The organism is Methylobacterium sp. UNC300MFChir4.1 (assembly GCF_900110155.1).
GTDB lineage: Bacteria > Pseudomonadota > Alphaproteobacteria > Rhizobiales > Beijerinckiaceae > Methylobacterium.
Map to the genome: position 1 here is coordinate 159,361 of NZ_FOCS01000003.1, position 20,067 is coordinate 179,427.

At 71.1% G+C, this 20,067-nt stretch carries 19 protein-coding genes; 16 read left to right on the forward strand and 3 right to left on the reverse strand.

Annotation, left to right across the window (positions count from 1 at the left end; all coding sequences use genetic code 11):
- Positions 1-32 precede the first annotated feature (32 nt).
- Positions 33-1,361, forward strand: coding sequence for a glycosyltransferase family 87 protein (locus tag BMY19_RS06345; RefSeq protein ID WP_100251213.1), 1,329 nt, complete (start codon positions 33-35; stop codon positions 1,359-1,361).
- On the opposite strand, the gene BMY19_RS06350 is transcribed toward BMY19_RS06345, so the two are convergent.
- Together BMY19_RS06350 and crtD are read right to left on the reverse strand one after the other, a co-directional pair.
- Positions 1,321-2,181, reverse strand: a complete 861-nt coding sequence (locus BMY19_RS06350; protein WP_100251214.1) for a carotenoid 1,2-hydratase — start codon at positions 2,179-2,181, stop codon at positions 1,321-1,323. The two genes, BMY19_RS06345 and BMY19_RS06350, sit on opposite strands and share 41 nt — an antisense overlap.
- Entirely contained in the window at positions 2,178-3,713 is a 1,536-nt protein-coding gene (gene crtD, locus BMY19_RS06355) for a 1-hydroxycarotenoid 3,4-desaturase CrtD (RefSeq protein ID WP_091677208.1), read from the reverse strand. The genes BMY19_RS06350 and crtD overlap by 4 nt, the downstream gene beginning before the upstream one ends.
- Positions 3,714-3,819: 106 nt before the next feature.
- Here crtD and BMY19_RS06360 point away from each other — a divergent pair, with 106 nt between their 5' ends.
- The 15 genes from BMY19_RS06360 (at position 3,820) to BMY19_RS06430 (ending at position 18,338) form a co-directional block, all read left to right on the forward strand.
- Positions 3,820-4,689, forward strand: coding sequence for a polyprenyl synthetase family protein (locus tag BMY19_RS06360; RefSeq protein ID WP_100251215.1), 870 nt, complete (start codon positions 3,820-3,822; stop codon positions 4,687-4,689).
- 29 nt (positions 4,690-4,718) lie between these two features.
- Complete coding sequence (locus tag BMY19_RS06365; protein WP_091676929.1) at positions 4,719-5,846, forward strand: methyltransferase; 1,128 nt, start codon at positions 4,719-4,721, stop codon at positions 5,844-5,846.
- A gap of 94 nt (positions 5,847-5,940) precedes the next feature.
- Positions 5,941-6,879, forward strand: a complete 939-nt coding sequence (bchC, locus tag BMY19_RS06370) for a chlorophyll synthesis pathway protein BchC (protein WP_091676925.1) — start codon at positions 5,941-5,943, stop codon at positions 6,877-6,879.
- Positions 6,876-7,880: a chlorophyllide a reductase iron protein subunit X gene (locus tag BMY19_RS06375; RefSeq protein ID WP_042669531.1), complete on the forward strand. Its 1,005-nt coding sequence runs from the start codon at positions 6,876-6,878 to the stop codon at positions 7,878-7,880. Before bchC ends, BMY19_RS06375 begins: the two co-directional genes overlap by 4 nt.
- 5 nt (positions 7,881-7,885) lie before the next feature.
- A complete protein-coding gene (bchY, locus tag BMY19_RS06380) occupies positions 7,886-9,415 on the forward strand; it encodes a chlorophyllide a reductase subunit Y (protein WP_100251216.1) in 1,530 nt (509 codons plus the stop codon).
- Complete coding sequence (gene bchZ, locus BMY19_RS06385; protein WP_100251217.1) at positions 9,415-10,881, forward strand: chlorophyllide a reductase subunit Z; 1,467 nt, start codon at positions 9,415-9,417, stop codon at positions 10,879-10,881. The genes bchY and bchZ overlap by 1 nt, the downstream gene beginning before the upstream one ends.
- 35 nt (positions 10,882-10,916) lie before the next feature.
- Entirely contained in the window at positions 10,917-11,138 is a 222-nt protein-coding gene (locus tag BMY19_RS06390; RefSeq protein ID WP_026604760.1) for a hypothetical protein, read from the forward strand.
- 127 nt (positions 11,139-11,265) lie between these two features.
- Positions 11,266-11,502 carry a light-harvesting antenna LH1, beta subunit gene (pufB, locus tag BMY19_RS06395; protein WP_012319767.1) on the forward strand — a complete coding sequence of 79 codons (237 nt, stop codon included), beginning with the start codon at positions 11,266-11,268 and terminating at the stop codon, positions 11,500-11,502.
- 10 nt (positions 11,503-11,512) lie between these two features.
- Positions 11,513-11,704 (forward strand): light-harvesting antenna LH1, alpha subunit, encoded by a 192-nt coding sequence (gene pufA / locus BMY19_RS06400; RefSeq protein WP_020091993.1) that lies wholly within the window; start codon positions 11,513-11,515, stop codon positions 11,702-11,704.
- An 81-nt stretch (positions 11,705-11,785) separates the two neighbouring features.
- Complete coding sequence (pufL, locus tag BMY19_RS06405) at positions 11,786-12,610, forward strand: photosynthetic reaction center subunit L (protein WP_020091994.1); 825 nt, start codon at positions 11,786-11,788, stop codon at positions 12,608-12,610.
- An 80-nt stretch (positions 12,611-12,690) separates the two neighbouring features.
- Positions 12,691-13,671: a photosynthetic reaction center subunit M gene (gene pufM / locus BMY19_RS06410; protein WP_100251218.1), complete on the forward strand. Its 981-nt coding sequence runs from the start codon at positions 12,691-12,693 to the stop codon at positions 13,669-13,671.
- A 10-nt stretch (positions 13,672-13,681) separates the two neighbouring features.
- Positions 13,682-14,785, forward strand: a complete 1,104-nt coding sequence (gene pufC / locus BMY19_RS06415; protein WP_056528659.1) for a photosynthetic reaction center cytochrome PufC — start codon at positions 13,682-13,684, stop codon at positions 14,783-14,785.
- Between the two features lie 109 nt (positions 14,786-14,894).
- A complete protein-coding gene (locus BMY19_RS06420) occupies positions 14,895-15,038 on the forward strand; it encodes a DUF3096 domain-containing protein (protein ID WP_012319762.1) in 144 nt (47 codons plus the stop codon).
- A gap of 165 nt (positions 15,039-15,203) precedes the next feature.
- Entirely contained in the window at positions 15,204-17,894 is a 2,691-nt protein-coding gene (ppdK, locus tag BMY19_RS06425; protein WP_091676917.1) for a pyruvate, phosphate dikinase, read from the forward strand.
- A 192-nt stretch (positions 17,895-18,086) separates the two neighbouring features.
- On the forward strand, positions 18,087-18,338 hold the full coding sequence (locus tag BMY19_RS06430) for a hypothetical protein (protein ID WP_020091998.1): 252 nt from the start codon (positions 18,087-18,089) through the stop codon (positions 18,336-18,338).
- Positions 18,339-18,420: 82 nt separating this feature from the next.
- On the opposite strand, the gene BMY19_RS06435 is transcribed toward BMY19_RS06430, so the two are convergent.
- Positions 18,421-19,932 (reverse strand): peptidoglycan L,D-endopeptidase MepK, encoded by a 1,512-nt coding sequence (locus BMY19_RS06435; protein ID WP_100251219.1) that lies wholly within the window; start codon positions 19,930-19,932, stop codon positions 18,421-18,423.
- Positions 19,933-20,067: the final 135 nt, after the last annotated feature.

The following is a 20,067-nucleotide window of genomic DNA, read 5'->3' on the forward strand; positions in this document are numbered from 1 at the left end:
GCCGCGGAATCCGGACGCGGAAATCCCCCGTCATGCCAGCGCCCATCGAGACCCGCGTGCCGGGCTCACCGACAGCACGCGCCGCCGCGCTCCGGTCAGATCTCGCGCATCTCCTGAGCAGCGATGACCGGCTGTTCGCCTTCGGCCGGCGGGCGGCCTGGGTGCTGGTCCCGCTCGGCCTCGCCCTGGTCCTCCTCGTCTACGGGACCGGCCCGGACCCGCGGCGCAACTGGTACGGCGACCCCCTCGGCAACGACTTCGTCCAGGTCTGGGTGGCGGGCCGCTCGGCGCTGGAGGGGCGGGGAGCGGACCCCTACGACCTGCCGGTGCACCTGGCGAACCTGAAGGCGGCCTGCGGGCAGGCGTGCCGGTTCGCGTGGCACTATCCCCCGGTGTTCCTCCTGCCGGCGGCCGCGATGGCACTGCTGGATCTGCAGCCGGCCTACCTGCTCTGGACCGCGCTCTCCCTCGCCCTGTTCGCGCTCGCGATGCGGGTCGCGGCCGGCCGGCGGGACGCGGCCCTCGTCGCGCTCGCGCACCCGCTCGTGCTCTGCAACCTCGTCTACGGCCAGAACGGCCTGTTCACCGCGTCGCTGCTCACCCTCGGCGCGGTGCTCGTCGATCGCCGACCGTGGCTCGCCGGGCTCTGCTTCGGCCTGCTGGCCTACAAGCCGCACTTCGCGGCGCTCGCCCCCCTGCTCCTGCTGGTGACGGGACGGCGCGCGTGCCTGGCCGCCTGCGCGTCGACGGTGCTGGCCCTCTGCCTCGCGTCGCTGGCGCTGTTCGGGACGGCGCCCTGGACCGGCTTCCTCGGCACGCTCGGGGACACGAACCGGATCATCCTGCAGAACGCGGCGGCGAGCCTCAACCTCAACGCCAGCGCGTTCGGCGCGGTGCGCCTGCTCGGCGGCTCGATGGCCGCCGCCTGGACGGCGCAGGGTCTCGTCGCCGTACTGGCGCTCGGCCTCGCCTTCCGCGCCTGGTCCCGGCCCACAGACCCGACGCTGCGCGCGGCCGCGCTCCTCGTCTCCGCGCCGCTGCTGTCACCGTACCTCCCGGTCTACGACCTGGCGCCCCTCGTGCCGGCCGTGCTCCTCCTGGCGCTCGCCGCGCACCGCGCGGGCGGCCTGCTGCCGCGCGAGCGGGCCCTGCTCTGCGCGGTGCCGCTCTTCGCGATCGTCCGGGAGGCGGCCGCGCTGACCGGCTTCCCCCTCGGCCTCGTGCTGAGCATGGCGACCTTCGCCTGCATCGCGGGGCGCGTCATGCCGCAAAGCGTCACCCCGAGCCGACGGCGATCCGGGACGGGGGGCGCCGAGGCCCTCACGGAGCCAGCGGCCGCGGGATCCGGAAGGGCAGCATGAGTCGCACCATCGGGTTGCGGAACCGGTCGAGCGACAGGCTCTCGTGCATGGCCCGGACCGGCTCGCCGCCCAGGGTCGAGGCGAGCAGCGAGCGGGCGTAGAACGGCGTGTCCTCGTAGGTCGCGAGCACCCGCGAGCGGCCGCCGTCGCTGCGGGTCTCGCGCGGCATCCGCCAGAAGCGCGTCGCCGGGAGCGCCGCGCCGGGCGGCGGCCGGATCTCGCGGCGGCTGCCGTCCGCGGTGAACCGGAGCGACAGGTTCTGGCCGCCGCCGTCGCGGTGATGGACGTCGTAGAGGATCGCCGCGCCGTCCGGCAGGTCGGCTCGGCACCATGTCCACCGCGAGAAGGCGGCCTCCAGCGGCTCGTCGCCGTCGTTGGTGTCGAAGTAGCCGCTTCCGCTCCAGCGAAGGTTCGGCGCGTCGAAATCCACCTCGACCCGCGAGGAGGGCGACATCGGCCACCAGCGGTGGCGCCCGGCCCGGTCGAGATGGAACGGGCCGCCCGTGAACCCGCGCGGTTCGAGACGCACGGTGCCGCGGATCCTCCGGGGCAGGGGCGCGCCGCGCTCGTCGATCCGCACCGTCAGCGCCGTGCCCTCCCAGTGCATGGCGCTGGGTCCGACGGCAATGTGGTCGGCGCTGCGCGACAGGCTGGCGGCGCGGCGCTCGGTCATGGCGAAGCGGCCGCGGTCGCCGTAGAGCACCACGTTCATGGCGCAGTGGGCGAAGGGGTCCTTCTCGGCGCTCCAAGCGTAGTAGGGCGAGAACACGCTGCCGATGAACGCGATGATCGTGAGGCCCTGGCGGCCGTCGTCGCTCACCGCATCGACGTACCACCACGCGTAGCCGCCCCGCGCGACCGCGCCATCGAATCGCGGTCGTCCAGGATCGCTGCCGCTGCCAGCCGCCCCGACTGCGCCGCCATCGGCACGCCCGGGCCGGGATGGATCGAGCCCCCCGCGAGATAGAGGCCCGGCACCGCCGTCCGCGCGCCCGCGCGCTTGAAGGTCGTCGCCCATCCCTGTGCCGCCCGACCGTAGAGGGCTCCGCCCGTCCCGGGGAAGAGGGCGTCGAAGTCCCGCGGCGTCGTCGTGACCGCCGACGACGTGAAGTCCAGGGTGAGCCCGCAGGCCTCCAGCCGGCGGATCAGGTTCCTCTCGCATCTCTCGATCTCCGGCGGCTGAAGGGGGCGCTCCCGGCCATCCGCCGGAGCGTTGACGAGCAGGAGCAGGCGTTCCGGCCCCCGCGGCGCGGCGCCCGCCGCGTCCCGGTCCTGGGCACAGACGTAGACGGTCGGGTCATCGGGCAGGCGGCGGGCGCGCAGGAGCGCGTCGAACTCGGCCCGGTAGTCGCGCGAGAAGAACACCGTGTGGTGCGCCAGCGGGAAACCCGCCGGCACCGCCTCCGCGCAGAGCGTGACCGCGGAGAGCGAGCGCTCGCCGGGCGCGAGCCGCTCGCCGGCGGCGGCCGCATCGGGCCCGAGCAGCCCCGCCCCCAGGGCCGCGCAGTCCGCGTTGCAGACGACGTAGTCGGCGGCCACAGTCGTGCCGTCGCTCAGGCGCACGCCGGTGACGCGGCCGCCGTCCGCGAGGATTTGCGCGACCTCCGCGCCGTACCGGAAGGTCGCGCCGCGCTCCGCCGCCAGATCGGCCACCGCCCGCGCGAGGCCGCTGAGCCCTCCCGCGACGGTCCAGACGCCGGCCTGCTCCACGTGGGCGACGAGCATCAGCGTCGCCGGTGCCGTGAAGGGCGAGGCGCCGCAATAGGTGGCGTAGCGGCCGAACAGCTGGAGCAGCCGCGGGTCGCGAAAGTACGCCCCCAGCGCCGACCAGAGCGTCGTGAAGGGCTGGATCCGCCAGAGATCGCCGAGGCCCGAGAGCCCGACCCGCTGCGCGAGGCCGGCGGGACCCGTCCGGCCCTCGCGGATGAAGGGCCCTTCGAGGGTGCGGTAGACCTCTGCGGAGCGGGCGCAGAAGCGCCGGTAGCCGTCCGCCTCGCGCGGTCCCGCGAAGGCCGCGATCGCGTCCGCCGACGCGTCGATATCGGCGAAGAGGTCGAGACGCTCGTCCCGGCTCCAGGCATGACGGGCGAGGAGCCTCGCCGGTGACAGGGCGACCCGGTCGCCGAGATCCGCCCCGCACTCGGCGAACAGCTCCTCGAGAACCCAGCGCATCGTGAAGACGGTCGGACCGGCCTCGACGGCGCGGTCCCCGACCGGGACGGCGCGCATCTTCCCGCCGGGCTGCGGCGCGCGCTCGAGGATTGTCGTCTCGAAGCCGGCATGGGCGAGCCGCAGGGCGGCGGCGAGGCCACCGATCCCGGCACCGATCACGACGACGCGCTCCTGCGCCACGGCCGCTCCGAACTCCCCCACCACGGGATTGATCTCCCCTCCGCAAAGTGTCAATAAGAAATGACACCTGTTGCTGACAACCGCATACAACACGGGAGGCAACGATATGGAGTCCGGTCGGCGGATCGAGATGGCGCTGGATCGCGCCGTTGCGCACGCGGAGGCGCCCGGCGCCCCGCCCCTTCTGGCGGAGGCTCTCCGCTACGCGGTGTTTCCCGGCGGCCATCGGATCCGGCCGCGCCTCTGCCTCTCGGTAGCCCGCGCCTGCGGCGACGACGACCCGGCGGGGTCCGTGGCGGCCGCCGCCGCTATCGAGCTCCTGCATTGCGCCTCGCTGGTCCACGACGACCTGCCGTGCTTCGACGACGCGCCGATGCGGCGGCAGAAGCCATCCGTCCACGTCGCCTTCGGCGAGCCGATCGCCGTCCTGACCGGCGACGCCCTGATCGTCCTCGCCTTCGAGACCCTCGCGCGGTCCGTCGGGCCTCATCCGGCGCGCCTCGGGCGCCTCGTCGGACTCCTCGGTCGCGCAGCGGGGTCGCCGTCCGGCATCGCGGCCGGGCAGGCCTGGGAATCGGAGGCGCATATCAGCCTCAGCGACTATCAGCAGGCGAAGACGGGCGCCCTGTTCGCCGCCGCGACCGTGGCCGGCGCCGCGGCGGCGGGCGCGGAGTCGGAGCCCTGGCGCCGCCTCGGCGAGTGCCTCGGCGAGGCCTATCAGGTCGCCGACGACCTGCGCGACGTCGCCTGCCGGCAGGAGGAGATCGGCAAGCCCGCCGGGCGCGACGCGACGCTGGGCCGCCCCAACGCCGCCGCCCTGCTGGGTACCGGCGGCGCGATGGAGCGCCTGTCCCGGCTGACCCGCGAGGCGATCGCGGCGATCCCGCCCTGTCCGGGCGTGGCCGCGCTCACCGCCGAGATCGAGGCGCAGGCGCGGCTATTCCTGCCCGCGAGCCTGCGCGCGGTGGTGGTCTGAGCGCCGGATCGCTCCCCGGAACCGGCACGGTGCCGCCCGTTCCGCCCGCGTGGGCGGACAGGTGGCTCGCGTGGCGCAACCGCCTCGTCGCCAGCCCCCGGTTCCAGCGCTGGGCAGCGGGTTTTCCGCTGACGCGCCGCATCGCGCAGCGCAACACGCGGGCGCTGTTCGACCTCTGTGCCGGCTTCGTCTACGCGCAGATCCTGACCGCCTGCATCCGCCTCGACCTGTTCGCGATCCTCGCGGAGGGCCCGCAGACGGTCGACGCGCTGGCGCGGCGGCTCGACCTCACGCCCGACGCGGCACGACGCCTGCTGCGCGCCGCCGAGTCCCTCGGTCTGCTGCGCGCCCTGTCGAATGACCGATTCGGGCTGGCCGACCTGGGCGCGGCCCTCGTCGGCAATCCCGGCATTGCCGCCATGATCGAGCATCACGCGCTGCTCTACGCGGATCTCGCGGATCCGGTCGCCCTGCTGCGCGGACAGGCCCAGCCGACCCGCCTCGCGGGCTACTGGCCCTACGCGGCCGGGGCGACGGGCGACGCGCGCACGGTGGCGCCCTACAGCGGCCTGATGGGTGCCTCGCAGGCGCTGATCGCCGAGGACGTGCTGGACGCCTGCGACCTGTCGCGCGTCCGGCACCTCATGGATGTCGGCGGCGGCGAGGGCGCCTTCCTGCAGGCCGTGGCGGCGCGGCACGCCGGCCCCCGCCTGACCCTGTTCGACCTGCCGGCCGTCGCCGACCGCGCCCGGGCGCGCCTCGACCAATCCGGCCTCGGCGACAGGATCGCCTGCCGCGGAGGCGACTTCCACGGCGGGCTGCCCGCGGGCGCCGACACGATCACCCTGGTGCGGATCGTCCACGATCACGACGACGCGCCGGCCCAGGCACTGCTGCGGGCGGCCTACGCGGCGCTGCCGCCGGGCGGCACGCTGCTCATCGCGGAGCCGATGGCCGGGACGCCCGGCGCGGAGCCGGTCGGCGACGCCTATTTCGGCTTCTACCTCCTGGCGATGGGCTCCGGCCGGCCGCGCCGGGCCGAGGAGCTGCGCGCGATGCTCGCGGCCGCAGGTTTCACCGCCACGACCGAGCATCCGACACGTCGCCCCCTGCTCGCGCGGGTGCTGAGAGCCCAAAAAACAGGCCCCGCAAAGTAAGTGTGACTTGACGCTGACCTGTGTCTATCTAGGATGACACATAGCGGCTTCGCACCAGAGAGAGTCGCAACGCAAAGGGTGGACACTTCCAGCCATGGACGCTCTGGCCGTCATTCTGGAAAACCCGGAGCACCTCTCGGTTCAGCGCCTGGCCCTGACGCCGCCCACTGACGCGGACGCGGTCGTGGCGGTGTCCTGGAGCGGGATCAGCACCGGCACCGAGCGCCTGCTCTGGTCGGGGCGGATGCCGCCCTTCCCGGGCATGGGCTACCCCCTGGTGCCGGGCTACGAATCCGTCGGGACGGTCGTGGAGGCGGATGCCGACGCTTCGGTCCGGGTCGGCCAGACCGTCTACGTCCCGGGGGCCCGCTGCTTCGGCGCCGTTCGCGGCCTGTTCGGAGGCGCCGCGTCCCATCTGGTCGCACCGGCCGCCCGCCTCGTGCCGGTGGACGCGGCCCTCGGCGAGCAGGCCTGCCTCCTGGCCCTCGCGGCGACCGCCCATCGCGCCCTCGGGCGCCTCGCCCCCGGGGCGGCGCCGCTCATCGTCGGGCACGGCGTCCTCGGCCGGCTGCTCGCGCGGCTGACCCTGGCTGCGGGCGCCGCGCCCACCGTCTGGGAGACGGACCCCGTGCGCGCAGCCGGCGAGCACGGCTACACCGTCGTCGCGCCCGACGCGGATCCCCGGCGCGACTACGCGACGATCACGGATGTCAGCGGCAACGCCGCCGGCCTCGACGACCTGATCGCCCGGCTCGCACCGGGGGGCGAGATCGTCCTCGCCGGGTTCTACGAGGCGCCCCTCAGCTTCGCTTTCCCGCCCGCCTTCATGCGCGAGGCCCGGATCCGGATCTCGGCCGAGTTCAGGCCCGAGGACACGGTGGCGGTGACGCGGATGATCGAGAGCGGCCGGCTCTCCCTCGAGGGGCTGATTACCCACCGTGCCCCGGCGGCACAGGCCCAGGACGCCTACCGCACCGCGTTCGCGGATCCGGGCTGCCTGAAGATGATCCTCGACTGGAGGGACGCCGCGTGAACGTTCAGCTCAACAAGGCTGCCCTGTCCCAGGCGACTCAGCTCCGCGCCGAGGCCGCGATCGAGCCCGATGCCGTGTCCACCGCACCGGCGAAGAAAGAAACGCAGATCATCGCGATCTACGGCAAGGGCGGCATCGGCAAGTCGTTCACCCTCGCCAATCTCAGCTACATGATGGCCCAGCAGGGCAAGAAGGTCCTGCTGATCGGCTGCGACCCGAAGAGCGATACGACCTCGCTCCTCTTCGGCGGCAAGGCCTGCCCGACCATCATCGAGACGTCGACCAGGAAGAAGCTCGCGGGCGAGTCGGTCGCGATCGGCGACGTCTGCTTCAAGCGCGACGGCGTCTACGCCATGGAGCTCGGCGGTCCCGAAGTCGGGCGCGGCTGCGGCGGCCGCGGCATCATCCACGGCTTCGAGCTTCTGGAGAAGCTGGGCTTCCACGAGTGGGGCTTCGACTTCGTCCTCCTCGACTTCCTCGGCGACGTGGTCTGCGGCGGCTTCGGACTGCCGATCGCCCGGGACATGTGCCAGAAGGTCATCGTCGTCGGCTCGAACGACCTGCAGTCGCTCTACGTCGCCAACAACGTCTGCTCGGCGGTGGAGTATTTCCGCAAGCTCGGGGGCAATGTCGGCGTCGGCGGCCTCGTGATCAACAAGGACGACGGCACCGGCGAGGCCCAGGCCTTCGCGGAGGCGGCCGGCATCCCGGTCCTGGCCTCGATCCCGGCCGACGAGGACATCCGCCGCAAGAGCGCGAATTACGAGATCATCGGCAAGCCGGACGGGCGCTGGGGCACCCTGTTCGCGGAACTCGCCGCCAATGTCGCGGAGGCCGCGCCGCACCGCCCGACGCCGCTCTCGCAGGACGGGCTGCTCGGCCTGTTCTCCAGCGAGACCACCGGCCGCGACGTCGTGCTGGTTCCGGCGACCCACGAGGACATGTGCGGCGTCGCCCACGTGTCCAAGCCGTCCCTCGAAGTCGTGTACGACGAGGTCTGACGCGCATGGCCGTCTCCCTCGACATCGCCGATCTGCGGGCCCGCAAGTCGCCGGCCACCGTCGACCTCGCCGCGGCGCAGAGCGACGGCCTGGGTTGCCACGCCGGCAAGGACGCGATGGTGGCGGCCGCGGAAGCCGCCGGCCTATCGGAGACCCTGGCGCAGCTGCGCGAGGATTATCCCCAGGGCCCGCACGACCAGCCGCAGAGCATGTGCCCGGCCTTCGGCTCGCTGCGGGTCGGTCTGCGGATGCGCCGCACGGCGACGATCCTGTCGGGCTCGGCCTGCTGCGTGTACGGCCTGACCTTCACGTCGCATTTCTACGGGGCGCGGCGCAGCGTCGGCTACGTGCCGTTCAACTCCGAGACGCTCGTCACCGGCAAGCTGTTCGAGGACATCCGCGAGGCGGTCCACGCGACTGCGAAGCCGGAGGATTACGACGCCGTCGTCGTCATCAACCTCTGCGTCCCGACGGCCTCCGGCGTGCCGCTGCGCCTGCTGCCGAAGGCGATCGACGGCGTCCGGGTGATCGGCATCGACGTGCCGGGCTTCGGCGTCCCGACCCACGCGGAAGCGAAGGACGTGCTCGCCGGCGCCATGCTCAAGGTCGCCCGCGCGGAGGCCGAGCAGGGGCCCGTCGCCGCCCCCCGCGGCGGCCGTTCCGAGCGCCCCAGCGTCGCGCTGCTGGGCGAGGTCTTCCCGGCCGACCCGGTGGTGATCGGTGCGCTCCTGGAGCCGCTGGGGCTGGCGGCCGGCCCGGTCGTGCCGACCCGGGAATGGCGCGAGCTCTACGCGGCCCTCGACTGCGCGGCGGTGGCGGCGATTCACCCGTTCTACACGGCCTCGATCCGCGAGTTCGAGGCGGCCGGCCGCCCGATCGTAGGCTCCGCTCCCGTGGGCGTCGACGGGACCGCCGACTGGCTCGACCGGATCGGCGAGGCCTGCGGCGTGCCCCGCGCCACCGTCGAAGCGGCCAAGAACCGGATCCTGCCCGGCATCCGCGGCGCGCTCGGCGCGATGCCGATCAAGGGGCGGATCACGCTCTCGGGCTACGAGGGATCGGAGCTGCTCGTGGCGCGCCTCCTCGTCGAGAGCGGCGCCGAGGTCCCCTATGTCGGCACCGCCTGCCCGCGCACGCCCTGGTCGGAGGCGGATCGCGACTGGCTCGAGTCTCGCGGAACGAAGGTCCGCTACCGGGCCTCCCTCGAGGATGATCTGTTCGCCTTCGAAGCGCTGAAGCCCGATCTCGCCATCGGCACGACGCCGGTGGTGCAGCGCGCCAAGGAGCGCGGCACCCCGGCGCTCTACTTCACCAACCTGATCTCGGCGCGCCCGCTGATGGGCGCGGCCGGCGCCGGGTCGCTCGCCACGGTGATCAACGCCGCCCTCGGCAACAGGGCGCGCTTCGACGCCATGCGCGACTTCTTCGAGGGCGTCGGCACCGGTCACGCCGCGGGCGTCTGGCAGGAGGTGCCGCAGAAGCGCCAGGGCCCGAAGATCGAGGGCCCCAAGAAGCCGATCGGGGAGATGGCCTGATGCTCATCCTCGATCACGACAGGGCTGGCGGCTACTGGGGCGCGGTCTACGTCTTCACGGCGATCAAGGGCCTGCAGGTCGTCATCGACGGCCCCGTGGGCTGCGAGAACCTGCCGGTCACCTCGGTGCTGCACTACACCGACGCGCTGCCGCCGCACGAGCTGCCGATCGTGGTCACCGGGCTCGCCGAGGAGGAACTCGGCCGGCACGGTACCGAGGGCGCCATGAAGCGCGCCCACGCGACCCTCGATCCGGGCCAGCCCAGCGTCGTGGTCACCGGCTCGATCGCCGAGATGATCGGCGGTGGCGTGACCCCGGAGGGCACGGGGCTCCAGCGCTTCCTGCCGCGCACGATCGACGAGGACCAGTGGCAGGCCGCCGACCGGGCGATGCGCTGGCTCTGGCAGGAGTACGGGGCGAAGAAGTTCGCCAAGAAAGGCATCCCGGCCCGGGCGGAGAAGAAGCCCGGCGAGAAGCCGCGGGTGAACCTCATCGGCCCGGCCTACGGCACCTTCAACATGCCGTCCGACCTCGCGGAGATCCGGCGGCTGGTCGAGGGGATCGGCGCCGAGGTGAACCTCACCTTCCCGCTGGGCGCCCACCTCGCCGACGTGCCGAAGCTGGTCAACGCCGACGCCAATATCTGCCTCTACCGGGAGTTTGGGCGGCTGCTCTGCGAGGATCTGGAGCGCCCGTACTTGCAGGCGCCGATCGGCATCCTGTCCACGACCAAGTTCCTGCGCTCGCTCGGCGAGATCCTGGGCCTCGATCCCGAGCCGTTCATCGAGCGGGAGCGGCACACCACGATCAAGCCGGTCTGGGACCTCTGGCGCTCGGTGACGCAGGACTTCTTCGGCACCGCGAGCTTCGGCATCGTCGCGACCGAGACCTACGCGCGGGGGGTGCGCCACTTCCTCGAAGAAGAGATGGGCCTGCCCTGCCACTTCGCCTTCGGGCGCTCGGCCGGTCTGAAGCCCGACAACGCGGCCGTCCGCGCCGCCGTCGCGGCCAAGCCGCCGCTGGTGCTGTTCGGCTCGTTCAACGAGCGGATGTACCTCGCCGAGTGCGGAGCCCGGGCAACCTACGTGCCGGCCTCGTTCCCCGGCGCGATCATCCGGCGGCACACCGGCACGCCGTTCATGGGCTACGCCGGGGCGACCTACCTGGTCCAGGAGGTCTGCAACGCCCTGTTCGACACCCTCTTCCACATCCTGCCGCTCGCCCGCGACATGGACAAGGTCGAGGCCACTCCCACGCGGCGCCACGCCGAGCTGCCGTGGGACGAGGCCGCCCGGCAGGCACTCGACGCCCTCGTCGAGGCCCAGCCGGTGCTCGCCCGGATCTCCGCGGCCAAGCGCCTGCGCGACGCCGCCGAGCGGGCTGCCCGGGACACCGAGGCCGCCGCCGTAGCGCCCGCCCACGTGGCGCGGGCCCGGGCCGCCCTCGCGGGAGGAATGCCCGTATGAGCCGCCTTTCCGTTTCACCCAGAGGAGACCTGACGATGCGAACGATGGTCCCGACCGGCCGCCAGCACCAAGAAGCGTTTCAGTTCCGGCTGATCCTGGCGGCGACCTACCCGTTCTTCCTCGCCGCCGCGGCGCTGAACCGGTTCCGGCCCAGCCGCGAGACGGCCCGCCCGGGCCTGGCGCCGGCGCGCCGCTCGGTCTTCGGCGAAGCCCGCGCCATGGCGGTTCAGGCGATCCCCTTCGCCTTCATGGGCTGAAACGCCCCTGATGAAGACGCTTCCGTCCGGTCACGCGGGGGAAGTCGGGCCGTGACAGCCGAAAGGCATCGCGGCTGAACCCGTCGCGCCTCGCCAGAGGCGCGGCCAACACACGGAGGTCTGAACGATGGCGAGTGGACCCGTCACAACAGAAAGACCGAGCAGCCTGTCCGGGCTGACGGAACCGGAAGCCAAGGAGTTCCACGCGATCTTCCTGACGAGCTTCCTCATCTTCACGGCGATCGCCGTGGTCGCCCACATCCTCGTCTGGCTGTGGCGTCCGTGGCTCCCCGGACCGCAGGGCTACGCCTCTCTCGAGGGCGTTCGCGATGCGGCCCACGCCCTCGTCACGATGATCGGCTGAGGAGGATCGGATGCACAAGGTTTGGTTGCTCTTCGATCCGCGGCGCACGCTGGTGGCTCTGTTCACCTTCCTCTTTATCCTGGCGCTGCTGATCCACTTCATCCTGCTCTCGACCGACCGGTTCAACTGGCTGGACGGCCCGAGAAACAACAAGGCGGCCCAGAACACCATCACGCTCGCGCTGCCGCAGATGCCGGCCTGACCGCCGGTTCGGACCGCGGCGCGCGAGGGCCGCGGTCCACCCATATTTCCTCTTCTCCGGCCTGACTGAGGAGCAGCCGCCATGGCGATGCTGAGCTTCGAGCGCAAATACAGGGTTCGCGGCGGCACCTTGCTCGGAGGCGACCTGTTCGACTTCTGGGTCGGGCCGTTCTTCGTCGGTTTCTTCGGCGTCGTCGGCATGTTCTTCACGGTGCTGGGCACCGCGCTCGTCATCTACGGCGCCGCGATCGGACCAACCTGGAACATCTGGCAGATCAACATCGCGCCGCCCGATGTCAGCTACGGCCTGAGACTCGCGCCGCTGAAGGATGGCGGGCTCTGGCAGATCATCACCATGTGCGCACTCGGCTCGTTCGTCTCCTGGGCGCTGCGCGAGGTCGAGATCTGCCGCAAGCTCGGGATCGGCTACCACGTCCCCGCGGCCTTCGGCATGGCGATCTTCGCCTACTTCACCCTCGTGGTGATCCGGCCGCTGCTGATGGGCGCCTGGGGCTACGGCTTCCCGTACGGCATCCTCAGCCATCTCGATTGGGTGTCCAACACCGGATACCAGTATCTCCACTTCCACTATAATCCGGCCCACATGCTGGCCGTGACGTTCTTCTTCACGACGACGCTGGCCCTGGCGATGCACGGCGGCCTGATCCTGTCGGCGACCAACCCGAAGAAGGGCGAGACCGTCAAGACGCCCGAGCACGAGGACACCTTCTTCCGCGACACGATCGGCTACTCGATCGGCACGCTCGGCATCCACCGCCTCGGCCTGTTCCTGGCCCTCTCTGCGGGGTTCTGGAGCGCGGTCTGCATCGTCATCAGCGGGCCGTTCTGGACGCAGGGCTGGCCGCAATGGTGGGGCTGGTGGCTCAACCTGCCTGTCTGGCGGTGACGGATCGGACGCGATCGGAACGAGGGGACTAACGCGGGTCGCCGCCGCTCAGCGCGCGGTACTCCGGGGGAGGGCAGGCCATGGCCTATTACCAGAACATCTTCACGCAGGTTCAGGTGCGCCCGCTCGTGCCGGATCAGGGCGTCCCGGTCGCGGTCGACGAGCGGGTCGGCAAGCCGTTCAACAGCTACCTGTTCGGGCTGATCGGCAACAGCCAGGTCGGGCCGATCTACATCGGCTACATCGCGACCCTGTCGATCACCTGCGGGGTGATCGCCTTCGAGATCATCGGGCTCAATATGTGGGCCTCGGTGAACTGGGATCCGGTTCAGTTCGTGCGGCAATTGCCGTGGCTCGCCCTCGAGCCCCCCCTCCCGAAGTACGGCCTGAAGGTCCTCCCGCCCCTGAACGAGGGCGGGTGGTGGCTCATCGCGGGCTTCTTCCTGACGGCCTCGATCCTGCTGTGGTGGGTCCATCTCTACAAGCGGGCGCGGGCGCTCGGCCTCGGCCTGCACGTGCCGTGGGCCTTCGCGTCGGCGATCTGGCTCTACCTCGTCCTCGGCTTCATCCGGCCGGTGCTGATGGGCTCGTGGTCGGAAGCCGTGCCGTTCGGCATCTTCCCGCACCTCGACTGGACCGCGGCCTTCTCGCTCCGCTACGGGAACCTCTTCTACAACCCGTTCCACATGCTCTCGATCACGTTCCTCTACGGGTCGACGCTGCTGTTCGCGATGCACGGGGGCACGATCCTCGCCTGCTCGCGCTACGGCGCGGAGCGCGAGATCGACCAGATCGTCGACCGCGGCACGGCCACCGAGCGCGCCGCCCTGTTCTGGCGCTGGACCATGGGCTTCAACGCCACGATGGAGTCGGTCCACCGCTGGGCGTGGTGGTTCGCCGTGCTGACGACGCTGACCGGTGGCATCGGCATCCTGCTCACCGGGACCGTGGTCGACAACTGGTACCTCTGGGCGGTCAAGCACGGCGTCGCGCCCTCGTACCCGCAGGTCTACGGCCCGATCGTGGATCCCGCCCATCTCGCACCCGGCATGAAGCCGTGAGGAGGCCGTCATGAAGACGATTCTGGCGGTGGCCGGCGGCGCACTGGCCCTCTTCCTCACCATCGCGATGTTCGGCGGCGCCGGCTGGACCCACCCGCCGATGGCTAACAAGCAGACCGGCTTCCGCGGGACGGGCATGGACCTGATCCGCACCCGCGCCGGCAACGAGGCGCTGGCCGCCGCGAACGTCGCCCCGACCCCGGCCGATCCGGCCGATGCGGGCGGCGACAAGGCCTCGGCCGTCTACCAGAACGTCCAGGTTCTGGGCGATCTCTCGGCCGAGCAGTTCAACCGGCTGATGGTGTCGATCACCGAGTGGGTGGCCCCGCAGCAGGGCTGCACCTACTGCCACAGCACCGAGAACATGGCGTCCGACGAGCTCTACCAGAAGCGCGTCGCCCGGCGGATGCTCCAGATGACCCAGTACATCAACTCGTCCTGGAAAGAGAACCACGTCCATCAAGCGGGCGTGACCTGCTACACCTGTCACCGCGGCAATCCGGTGCCGGCCAATATCTGGTTCGATCATCCGGTTCAGGGGGCGGGGCGCTTCATCCCGCGCAACAACAGCCAGAACCTCGCCTCCGCGGAGGTCGGCAACACCTCGCTGCCCTACGACGTCTATCAGGCCTTCTATCAGCACAAGGAGACGTCGGAGGACGCGGTCCGGGTCAACGCCACCACGGCGCTGCCGGAGACCAAGGGCAAGCCGATCCAGGACGCCGAGAAGACCTTCGCGATCATGATCAGCATGTCGCAATCGCTCGGGGTCAACTGCACCTTCTGCCACAACACCCGATCGGTGGCGCAGTGGGACACCAGCACGCCCAACCGCGTCCATGCTTGGTACGGCATCCGCATGGTGCGTGACCTGAACCAGGATTACATGGAGCCGCTGAAATCGACATTCCCGCGGAACCGGCTCGGGATCCTGGGCGACGTGCCGAAGATCAACTGCGCCACCTGTCACAACGGCGCCAACAAGCCGCTCAACGGCGCCAACGTGATCGAGCCCTATCCGGAGCTGTCGCACCCAACGATCGCCGTGAGCCTGCCGACCGGCGAGGCCAAGGACCCGATCCCCGGGACCGAGACCCCGACGCCGAAGCCCTGATCCGCCCCGGGGCGGCCGGACCACCGGCCGCCCCGCCCAAGCTACAGGGAACCTCCGTGGGGTAGAGGCGTCGATACCGGCGGCCAAGCTCGGCCCTCAGGAGGCGTCCGTGACCATCACCATCTCGAACCTCCAGCCGCTGATCGCGATCCTCGCCGGAATCCTGATCCTGGTGATGCCGCGGCTGCTCAACTACATCGTCGCGATCTACCTGATCGTCGTCGGCGTGATCGGGCTCGGAATCCTGCATTGACGGGCCGCGCCCGCGCCGCGACGGCGCGGACCTGACAGACCGCTCGAGCCGTCATCCGCGCACGCACAGGGCCATCGGGCGTTCATCTTGCGTTGCGCTGCGGGATGGTCCAACCCCGCCCATCAGCTCGGCCGGCGCCGGGCACCAGATACGGACGGGATCGACATGGCGACCGGCAGCGCGAAGTGGGTCTATGCCTTCGGCGACGGCAAGGCGGAGGGCAAGTCGCAGATGCGCGACCTGCTCGGCGGCAAGGGCGCCAACCTCGCCGAAATGTCCAACCTGGGTCTGCCGGTCCCGCCGGGCTTCACGATCACCACCGAGGTCTGCACCTACTTCTACGATCACGGCAAATCCTATCCGCCGGAGCTCAAGGATCAGGTCGCGGAAGCGCTCGCCCAGGTGGGCAAGCTCACCGGCCGCAAGTTCGGCGACGCGACGAACCCGCTGCTCGTGTCGGTCCGCTCGGGTGCGCGCGCCTCGATGCCCGGCATGATGGACACGGTCCTCAATCTCGGCCTCAACGACGAGACCGTCCTGGCCCTCGCCAAGGAGGCCGACGACGAGCGCTTCGCCTACGATTCGTACCGCCGGTTCATCACGATGTACTCGAACGTGGTGCTCGGCGTTGAGCACCACGCCTTCGAGGAGGCGCTGGAGCAGTACAAGGAGGGCAAGGGCTTCGACCTCGACACCGAGCTCGGCGCCGGCGACTGGAAGACCCTCATCCAGACCTACAAGAAGATCGTGCGCGACGAGCACGGCTCGGACTTCCCGCAGGGCGCGGACGACCAGCTCTGGGGCGCGATCGGCGCCGTGTTCAATTCGTGGATGATCCCCCGCGCGAAGAAGTACCGGGAGCTGAACAACATCCCGGAGAGCTGGGGCACGGCCGTCAACGTGCAGGCCATGGTGTTCGGCAACATGGGCGACACGTCGGCCACCGGCGTCGCCTTCACCCGCAACCCCTCCACCGGTGAGAAGGCGCTCTACGGCGAGTTCCTGATCAACGCGCAGGGCGAGGATGTCGTAGCGGGCATCCGCACCCCGCAGAACATCACCGAGAAGGCGCGGGAAGAGGCTGAGAGCGACAAGCCTTCCATGGAGAAGGCCATGCCCGAGAGCTTCGCGGAGCTGACCCGGATCTACGGGATCCTGGAGTCGCACTACCGCGACATGCAGGACATGGAATTCACTATCGAGAAGGGGAAGCTCTGGATGCTCCAGACCCGCAACGGCAAGCGCACGGCCAAGGCCGCCCTGCGCATCGCCGTTGATCTGGCGGGCGAGGGGCTGATCTCCCGCGAGGAGGCGATCGGCCGCGTCGAGCCCGGCGCCCTCGACCAACTCCTGCACCCGACCATCGACCCGAAGGCCGACCGCAAGGTCATCGCCTCCGGCCTGCCGGCCTCGCCCGGCGCGGCGACCGGCGAGATCGTGTTCAACTCCGAGGATGCGGAGGCGCACCGCAAGGCCGAGCGCAAGTGCATCCTCGTCCGGATCGAGACCTCGCCCGAGGACATCCACGGCATGCACGCCGCCGAGGGCATCCTCACCACCCGCGGCGGCATGACCAGCCACGCCGCCGTGGTGGCCCGCGGCATGGGCAAGCCCTGCGTCTCCGGCGTCGGCTCGATCCGGATCGACTACAAGGCGCAGACCCTGACGGTCGGCGGCACGACGCTGAAGGCCGGCGACCGGATCACCATCGACGGCTCTACCGGCCAGGTGATCCAGGGCGAGGTGAAGATGCTGGAGCCCGAGCTGTCGGGCGACTTCGCCACGCTGATGGAGTGGGCCGACGCGATCCGCGGCATGAAGGTCCGCGCCAACGCCGACACGCCGACCGACGCCCGGACCGCGCGCAATTTCGGCGCCGAGGGCATCGGCCTCTGCCGCACCGAGCACATGTTCTTCGAGGGTGACCGCATCATCGCGGTCCGCGAGATGATCCTCGCCGACGACGCCGAGGGCCGACGGACGGCGCTGGCGAAGATCCTGCCCTACCAGCGGCAGGACTTCCTCGAGCTGTTCACGATCATGTCCGGCCTGCCGGTCACGATCCGCCTCCTCGACCCGCCGCTCCACGAGTTCCTGCCGCACACCGACGCCGAGGTCGCCGAGGTCGTGAAGGCGACGGGCGTCTCCGAGGAGAAAATCCGGCACCGGACGCGCGAGCTGTCCGAGCACAACCCGATGCTCGGCTTCCGCGGCTGCCGCCTCGCGATCGCCTTCCCGGAGATCGCCGAGATGCAGGCCCGCGCGATCTTCGAGGCCGCGGTCCAGGCGGCCGCCGATACCGGCAAGGCGGTGACGCCCGAGGTGATGGTGCCGCTGGTCTTCACCCGCGCCGAGTTCGACATCGTGAAGGCCCGGATCGACGCCATGGCGAAGGCCGTGGCCGAGGAGAAGGGCGCGACCCTCGACTATCAGGTCGGCACGATGATCGAGCTGCCGCGCGCGGCCCTCAAGGCCAATGAGATCGCCGAGACCGCGGAGTTCTTCTCCTTCGGCACCAACGACCTCACCCAGACGGCGCTGGGCATCTCCCGCGACGACGCCGCCACCTTCCTGGGCCCCTACACCCAGAAGGGCATCCTGCCGGCCGACCCGTTCATCACGATCGATCAGGAAGGCGTGGGCGAGTTGGTGCGCATCGGCGTCGAGCGCGGCCGCAAGACCCGGCCGGACATCAAGCTCGGCATCTGCGGCGAGCATGGGGGCGATCCCGCCTCGGTCGGCTTCTGCCAGGAGGTGGGGCTCGATTACGTGTCCTGCTCGCCCTACCGGGTGCCGATTGCCCGACTGGCGGCCGCCCAGGCGGCGCTCGGCAAGGTCGCCGGCAAGGAAGGCTGAGACCGGTCCGGGGGACGCCGAGCGCGTCCCCCTTTCGGCTATCAACCGTCCGTATGAGGATCAGTGGAAAAATTCGCCTTTCGGTCGAACTCGCCTCTTTCTGAGGCGTTCTTCGATTGAACGGGTACGTCCGACGTGCGCCTAATCGGCCCGCGTCGGGTTCAGCATCGCCCGTCAGAAGCGGCCGCCACCATGTCCCACAGCCCATCGCCGCTGTGCCTCGCCGAGACCGAAGCGGTCGCGGCTGTCCCGAGCGTCGCCGTCCGCGCCTATCTCGCTCTCGTCGCCGGTCTCGGCGGTGTCGTCACGGCCGTGATGCTGATGATGTCGGTCGCGGCCAACAGCGGCAGCGAGGCGGAGCGCATCTCGGCGACGCAGGAAGACAGCTACGCGACCACGCTGGTCGGCGCGCTGGCGGTCAACCTGTCCAAGCCTCTGCGCTGAGCTCGTATCCGGCGTCGACCGCCCCGGGTGGCCCGGCCCACTGCGCGGCTCCGATGCGGACGTCCTGACGACGACGGTCGAATCACCGCGCCCCCGACACGGCCCGTGCGGCCGAGCCGGTGAAACGGGTCGGCAGGTCGTCGCCGGGGCTGCGGGGGCTGAAGCGCGTGGTGACCCGATCGGGCGCGGCGCCGACCACCGCGTCGGGCGCGGCACGGCGCAGGCGCGTGGCGGCCACGTGCACGGGCGTGGCGCGGCTCGCCGGGGCAGCGCCCGGGCCGGCCGATACGGAGTCGAACAGGGCGCGCAGTTGCGCCTTGGCATCCGCGTCCGGAGCCACGAGGGAGCGGGCGCGAGCCGGAACCGCCGCCGGCTTGTCGAGGGCGCGGATCTCGGCCGCCGGCGCGAGGTTGGCCATCCCGCGCTCCAGCGCCGCGAACTGCACAGGGCGGGGCGGCGGCAGGGGCATGTTCAGGCTCGCCGCGACGGCGGCCATATCGGCGGGGCGCCGCGGCGGGAGCGGTGCCGTGACGGCGGTCACGGTATCGTCGACGGCGACCGGCTGACTGGCGGTCAGGAGCGCCTTGGCGTCGGCGGGCCTGGTGTCGGAGGGCTTGGTCTCGGCGCCTTTCGCCTGCGCCCGCTCGGCCAGCGAGCCGCGCAGCGCGTCGTCGGCCGCGGGCGCCGCGTAGGCGAGGGCCGCGCGCGCGCCCGCCGGATCCTGCGGATCGGCGCTCGCCACGGCGACGACGGGCGCGCGGCGCGACTTCCGCGCCGTCTCCACCGGGGCCGGCACCGGCGCGGGTTCCGGTGCGGACCGGCCGCCGCCGAACAGGCTGGCCAGGAAGCCGAACAGGCCGGGCCCGTCCTCCTCCTCGCCGCTGGCCATCTGCGTCGTGAGGCCCGCCACGGTACCGCCGCGGGCCAGGATCTCGGCCTTGGCCTCCTCGTAGCGAGGGAAGGGGCGGTTGTCGCTCGGGAGCAGGACGGTCTTGCCGTCCGGGAACAGGCGGGCGAGCTGGTCGTGGGTCATGCGCGGCCACATCCGCACCGAACCCACGTCGAGGTGCACGAAGGGCGTTCCGGCATGGGGGTACCAGCCGACGCCGCCCCGCTGCATCCGGAGGCCGACCTCCCGGATCCGGTCGATCGACACGTCCGGCAGGAAGAAGTCCATCGCCTTGCCGAGCATGTGCTGGCTGTACTCGGCCACCATCCTGGAGCGGCGGCGCAGCATCGCGTTGGTGCCCGGGGAGCGGTAGGCCGACACGACGTGGATCGGCTGCGTCGCGCCGACCTGGCGATAAGCCTCCCAGACCGTATCGAACAGCCGCGGGTCCATCTTGGTCGGCTCGTTGACCCGCCAGTCGCGCAGAAGCCAGTTCAGCTGCTCGAGGGCCGCGCGGTCGTAGCGCCCATCGCGCTTGAACGTGATGGTCGCGCTCTCCTGCGTGTGGGTGTGGTAGATCGACAGGGAGCGGGTGTCGCCGTTGGCGACCGCGTCTTCGGTCTCGGCCGTCCCGGCGATCAGTCCGAGCGCGAGGCCGGACAGGGCAAGGGTGACGTGGCGAAGGGCGCGCGGGAGACTGGGCACGACGGTCCTGATCCTCTCCCGACAGCCTGACCCGACGCCTGTTGAACCGGGTTCGCGACCGAAACGGCTAAGGCTCGACCGTGGCGAAATCGTGCCCGGCTGTGCGGCCGCGCACCTGAAAGTTGCTGGTGGCGC

Excerpts from the sequence above, each read along its gene's own strand:
- BMY19_RS06345 (WP_100251213.1), top strand. The coding sequence starts at position 33 with ATGCCAGCGCCCATCGAGACCCGCGTGCCGGGCTCACCGACAGCACGC.
- BMY19_RS06360 (WP_100251215.1), top strand. The coding sequence starts at position 3,820 with ATGGAGTCCGGTCGGCGGATCGAGATGGCGCTGGATCGCGCCGTTGCG.
- bchC (WP_091676925.1), top strand. The coding sequence starts at position 5,941 with ATGGACGCTCTGGCCGTCATTCTGGAAAACCCGGAGCACCTCTCGGTT.
- bchY (WP_100251216.1), top strand. The coding sequence starts at position 7,886 with ATGGCCGTCTCCCTCGACATCGCCGATCTGCGGGCCCGCAAGTCGCCG.
- bchZ (WP_100251217.1), top strand. The coding sequence starts at position 9,415 with ATGCTCATCCTCGATCACGACAGGGCTGGCGGCTACTGGGGCGCGGTC.
- BMY19_RS06390 (WP_026604760.1), top strand. The coding sequence starts at position 10,917 with ATGCGAACGATGGTCCCGACCGGCCGCCAGCACCAAGAAGCGTTTCAG.
- pufB (WP_012319767.1), top strand. The coding sequence starts at position 11,266 with ATGGCGAGTGGACCCGTCACAACAGAAAGACCGAGCAGCCTGTCCGGG.
- pufA (WP_020091993.1), top strand. The coding sequence starts at position 11,513 with ATGCACAAGGTTTGGTTGCTCTTCGATCCGCGGCGCACGCTGGTGGCT.
- pufL (WP_020091994.1), top strand. The coding sequence starts at position 11,786 with ATGGCGATGCTGAGCTTCGAGCGCAAATACAGGGTTCGCGGCGGCACC.
- pufM (WP_100251218.1), top strand. The coding sequence starts at position 12,691 with ATGGCCTATTACCAGAACATCTTCACGCAGGTTCAGGTGCGCCCGCTC.
- pufC (WP_056528659.1), top strand. The coding sequence starts at position 13,682 with ATGAAGACGATTCTGGCGGTGGCCGGCGGCGCACTGGCCCTCTTCCTC.
- ppdK (WP_091676917.1), top strand. The coding sequence starts at position 15,204 with ATGGCGACCGGCAGCGCGAAGTGGGTCTATGCCTTCGGCGACGGCAAG.
- BMY19_RS06430 (WP_020091998.1), top strand. The coding sequence starts at position 18,087 with ATGTCCCACAGCCCATCGCCGCTGTGCCTCGCCGAGACCGAAGCGGTC.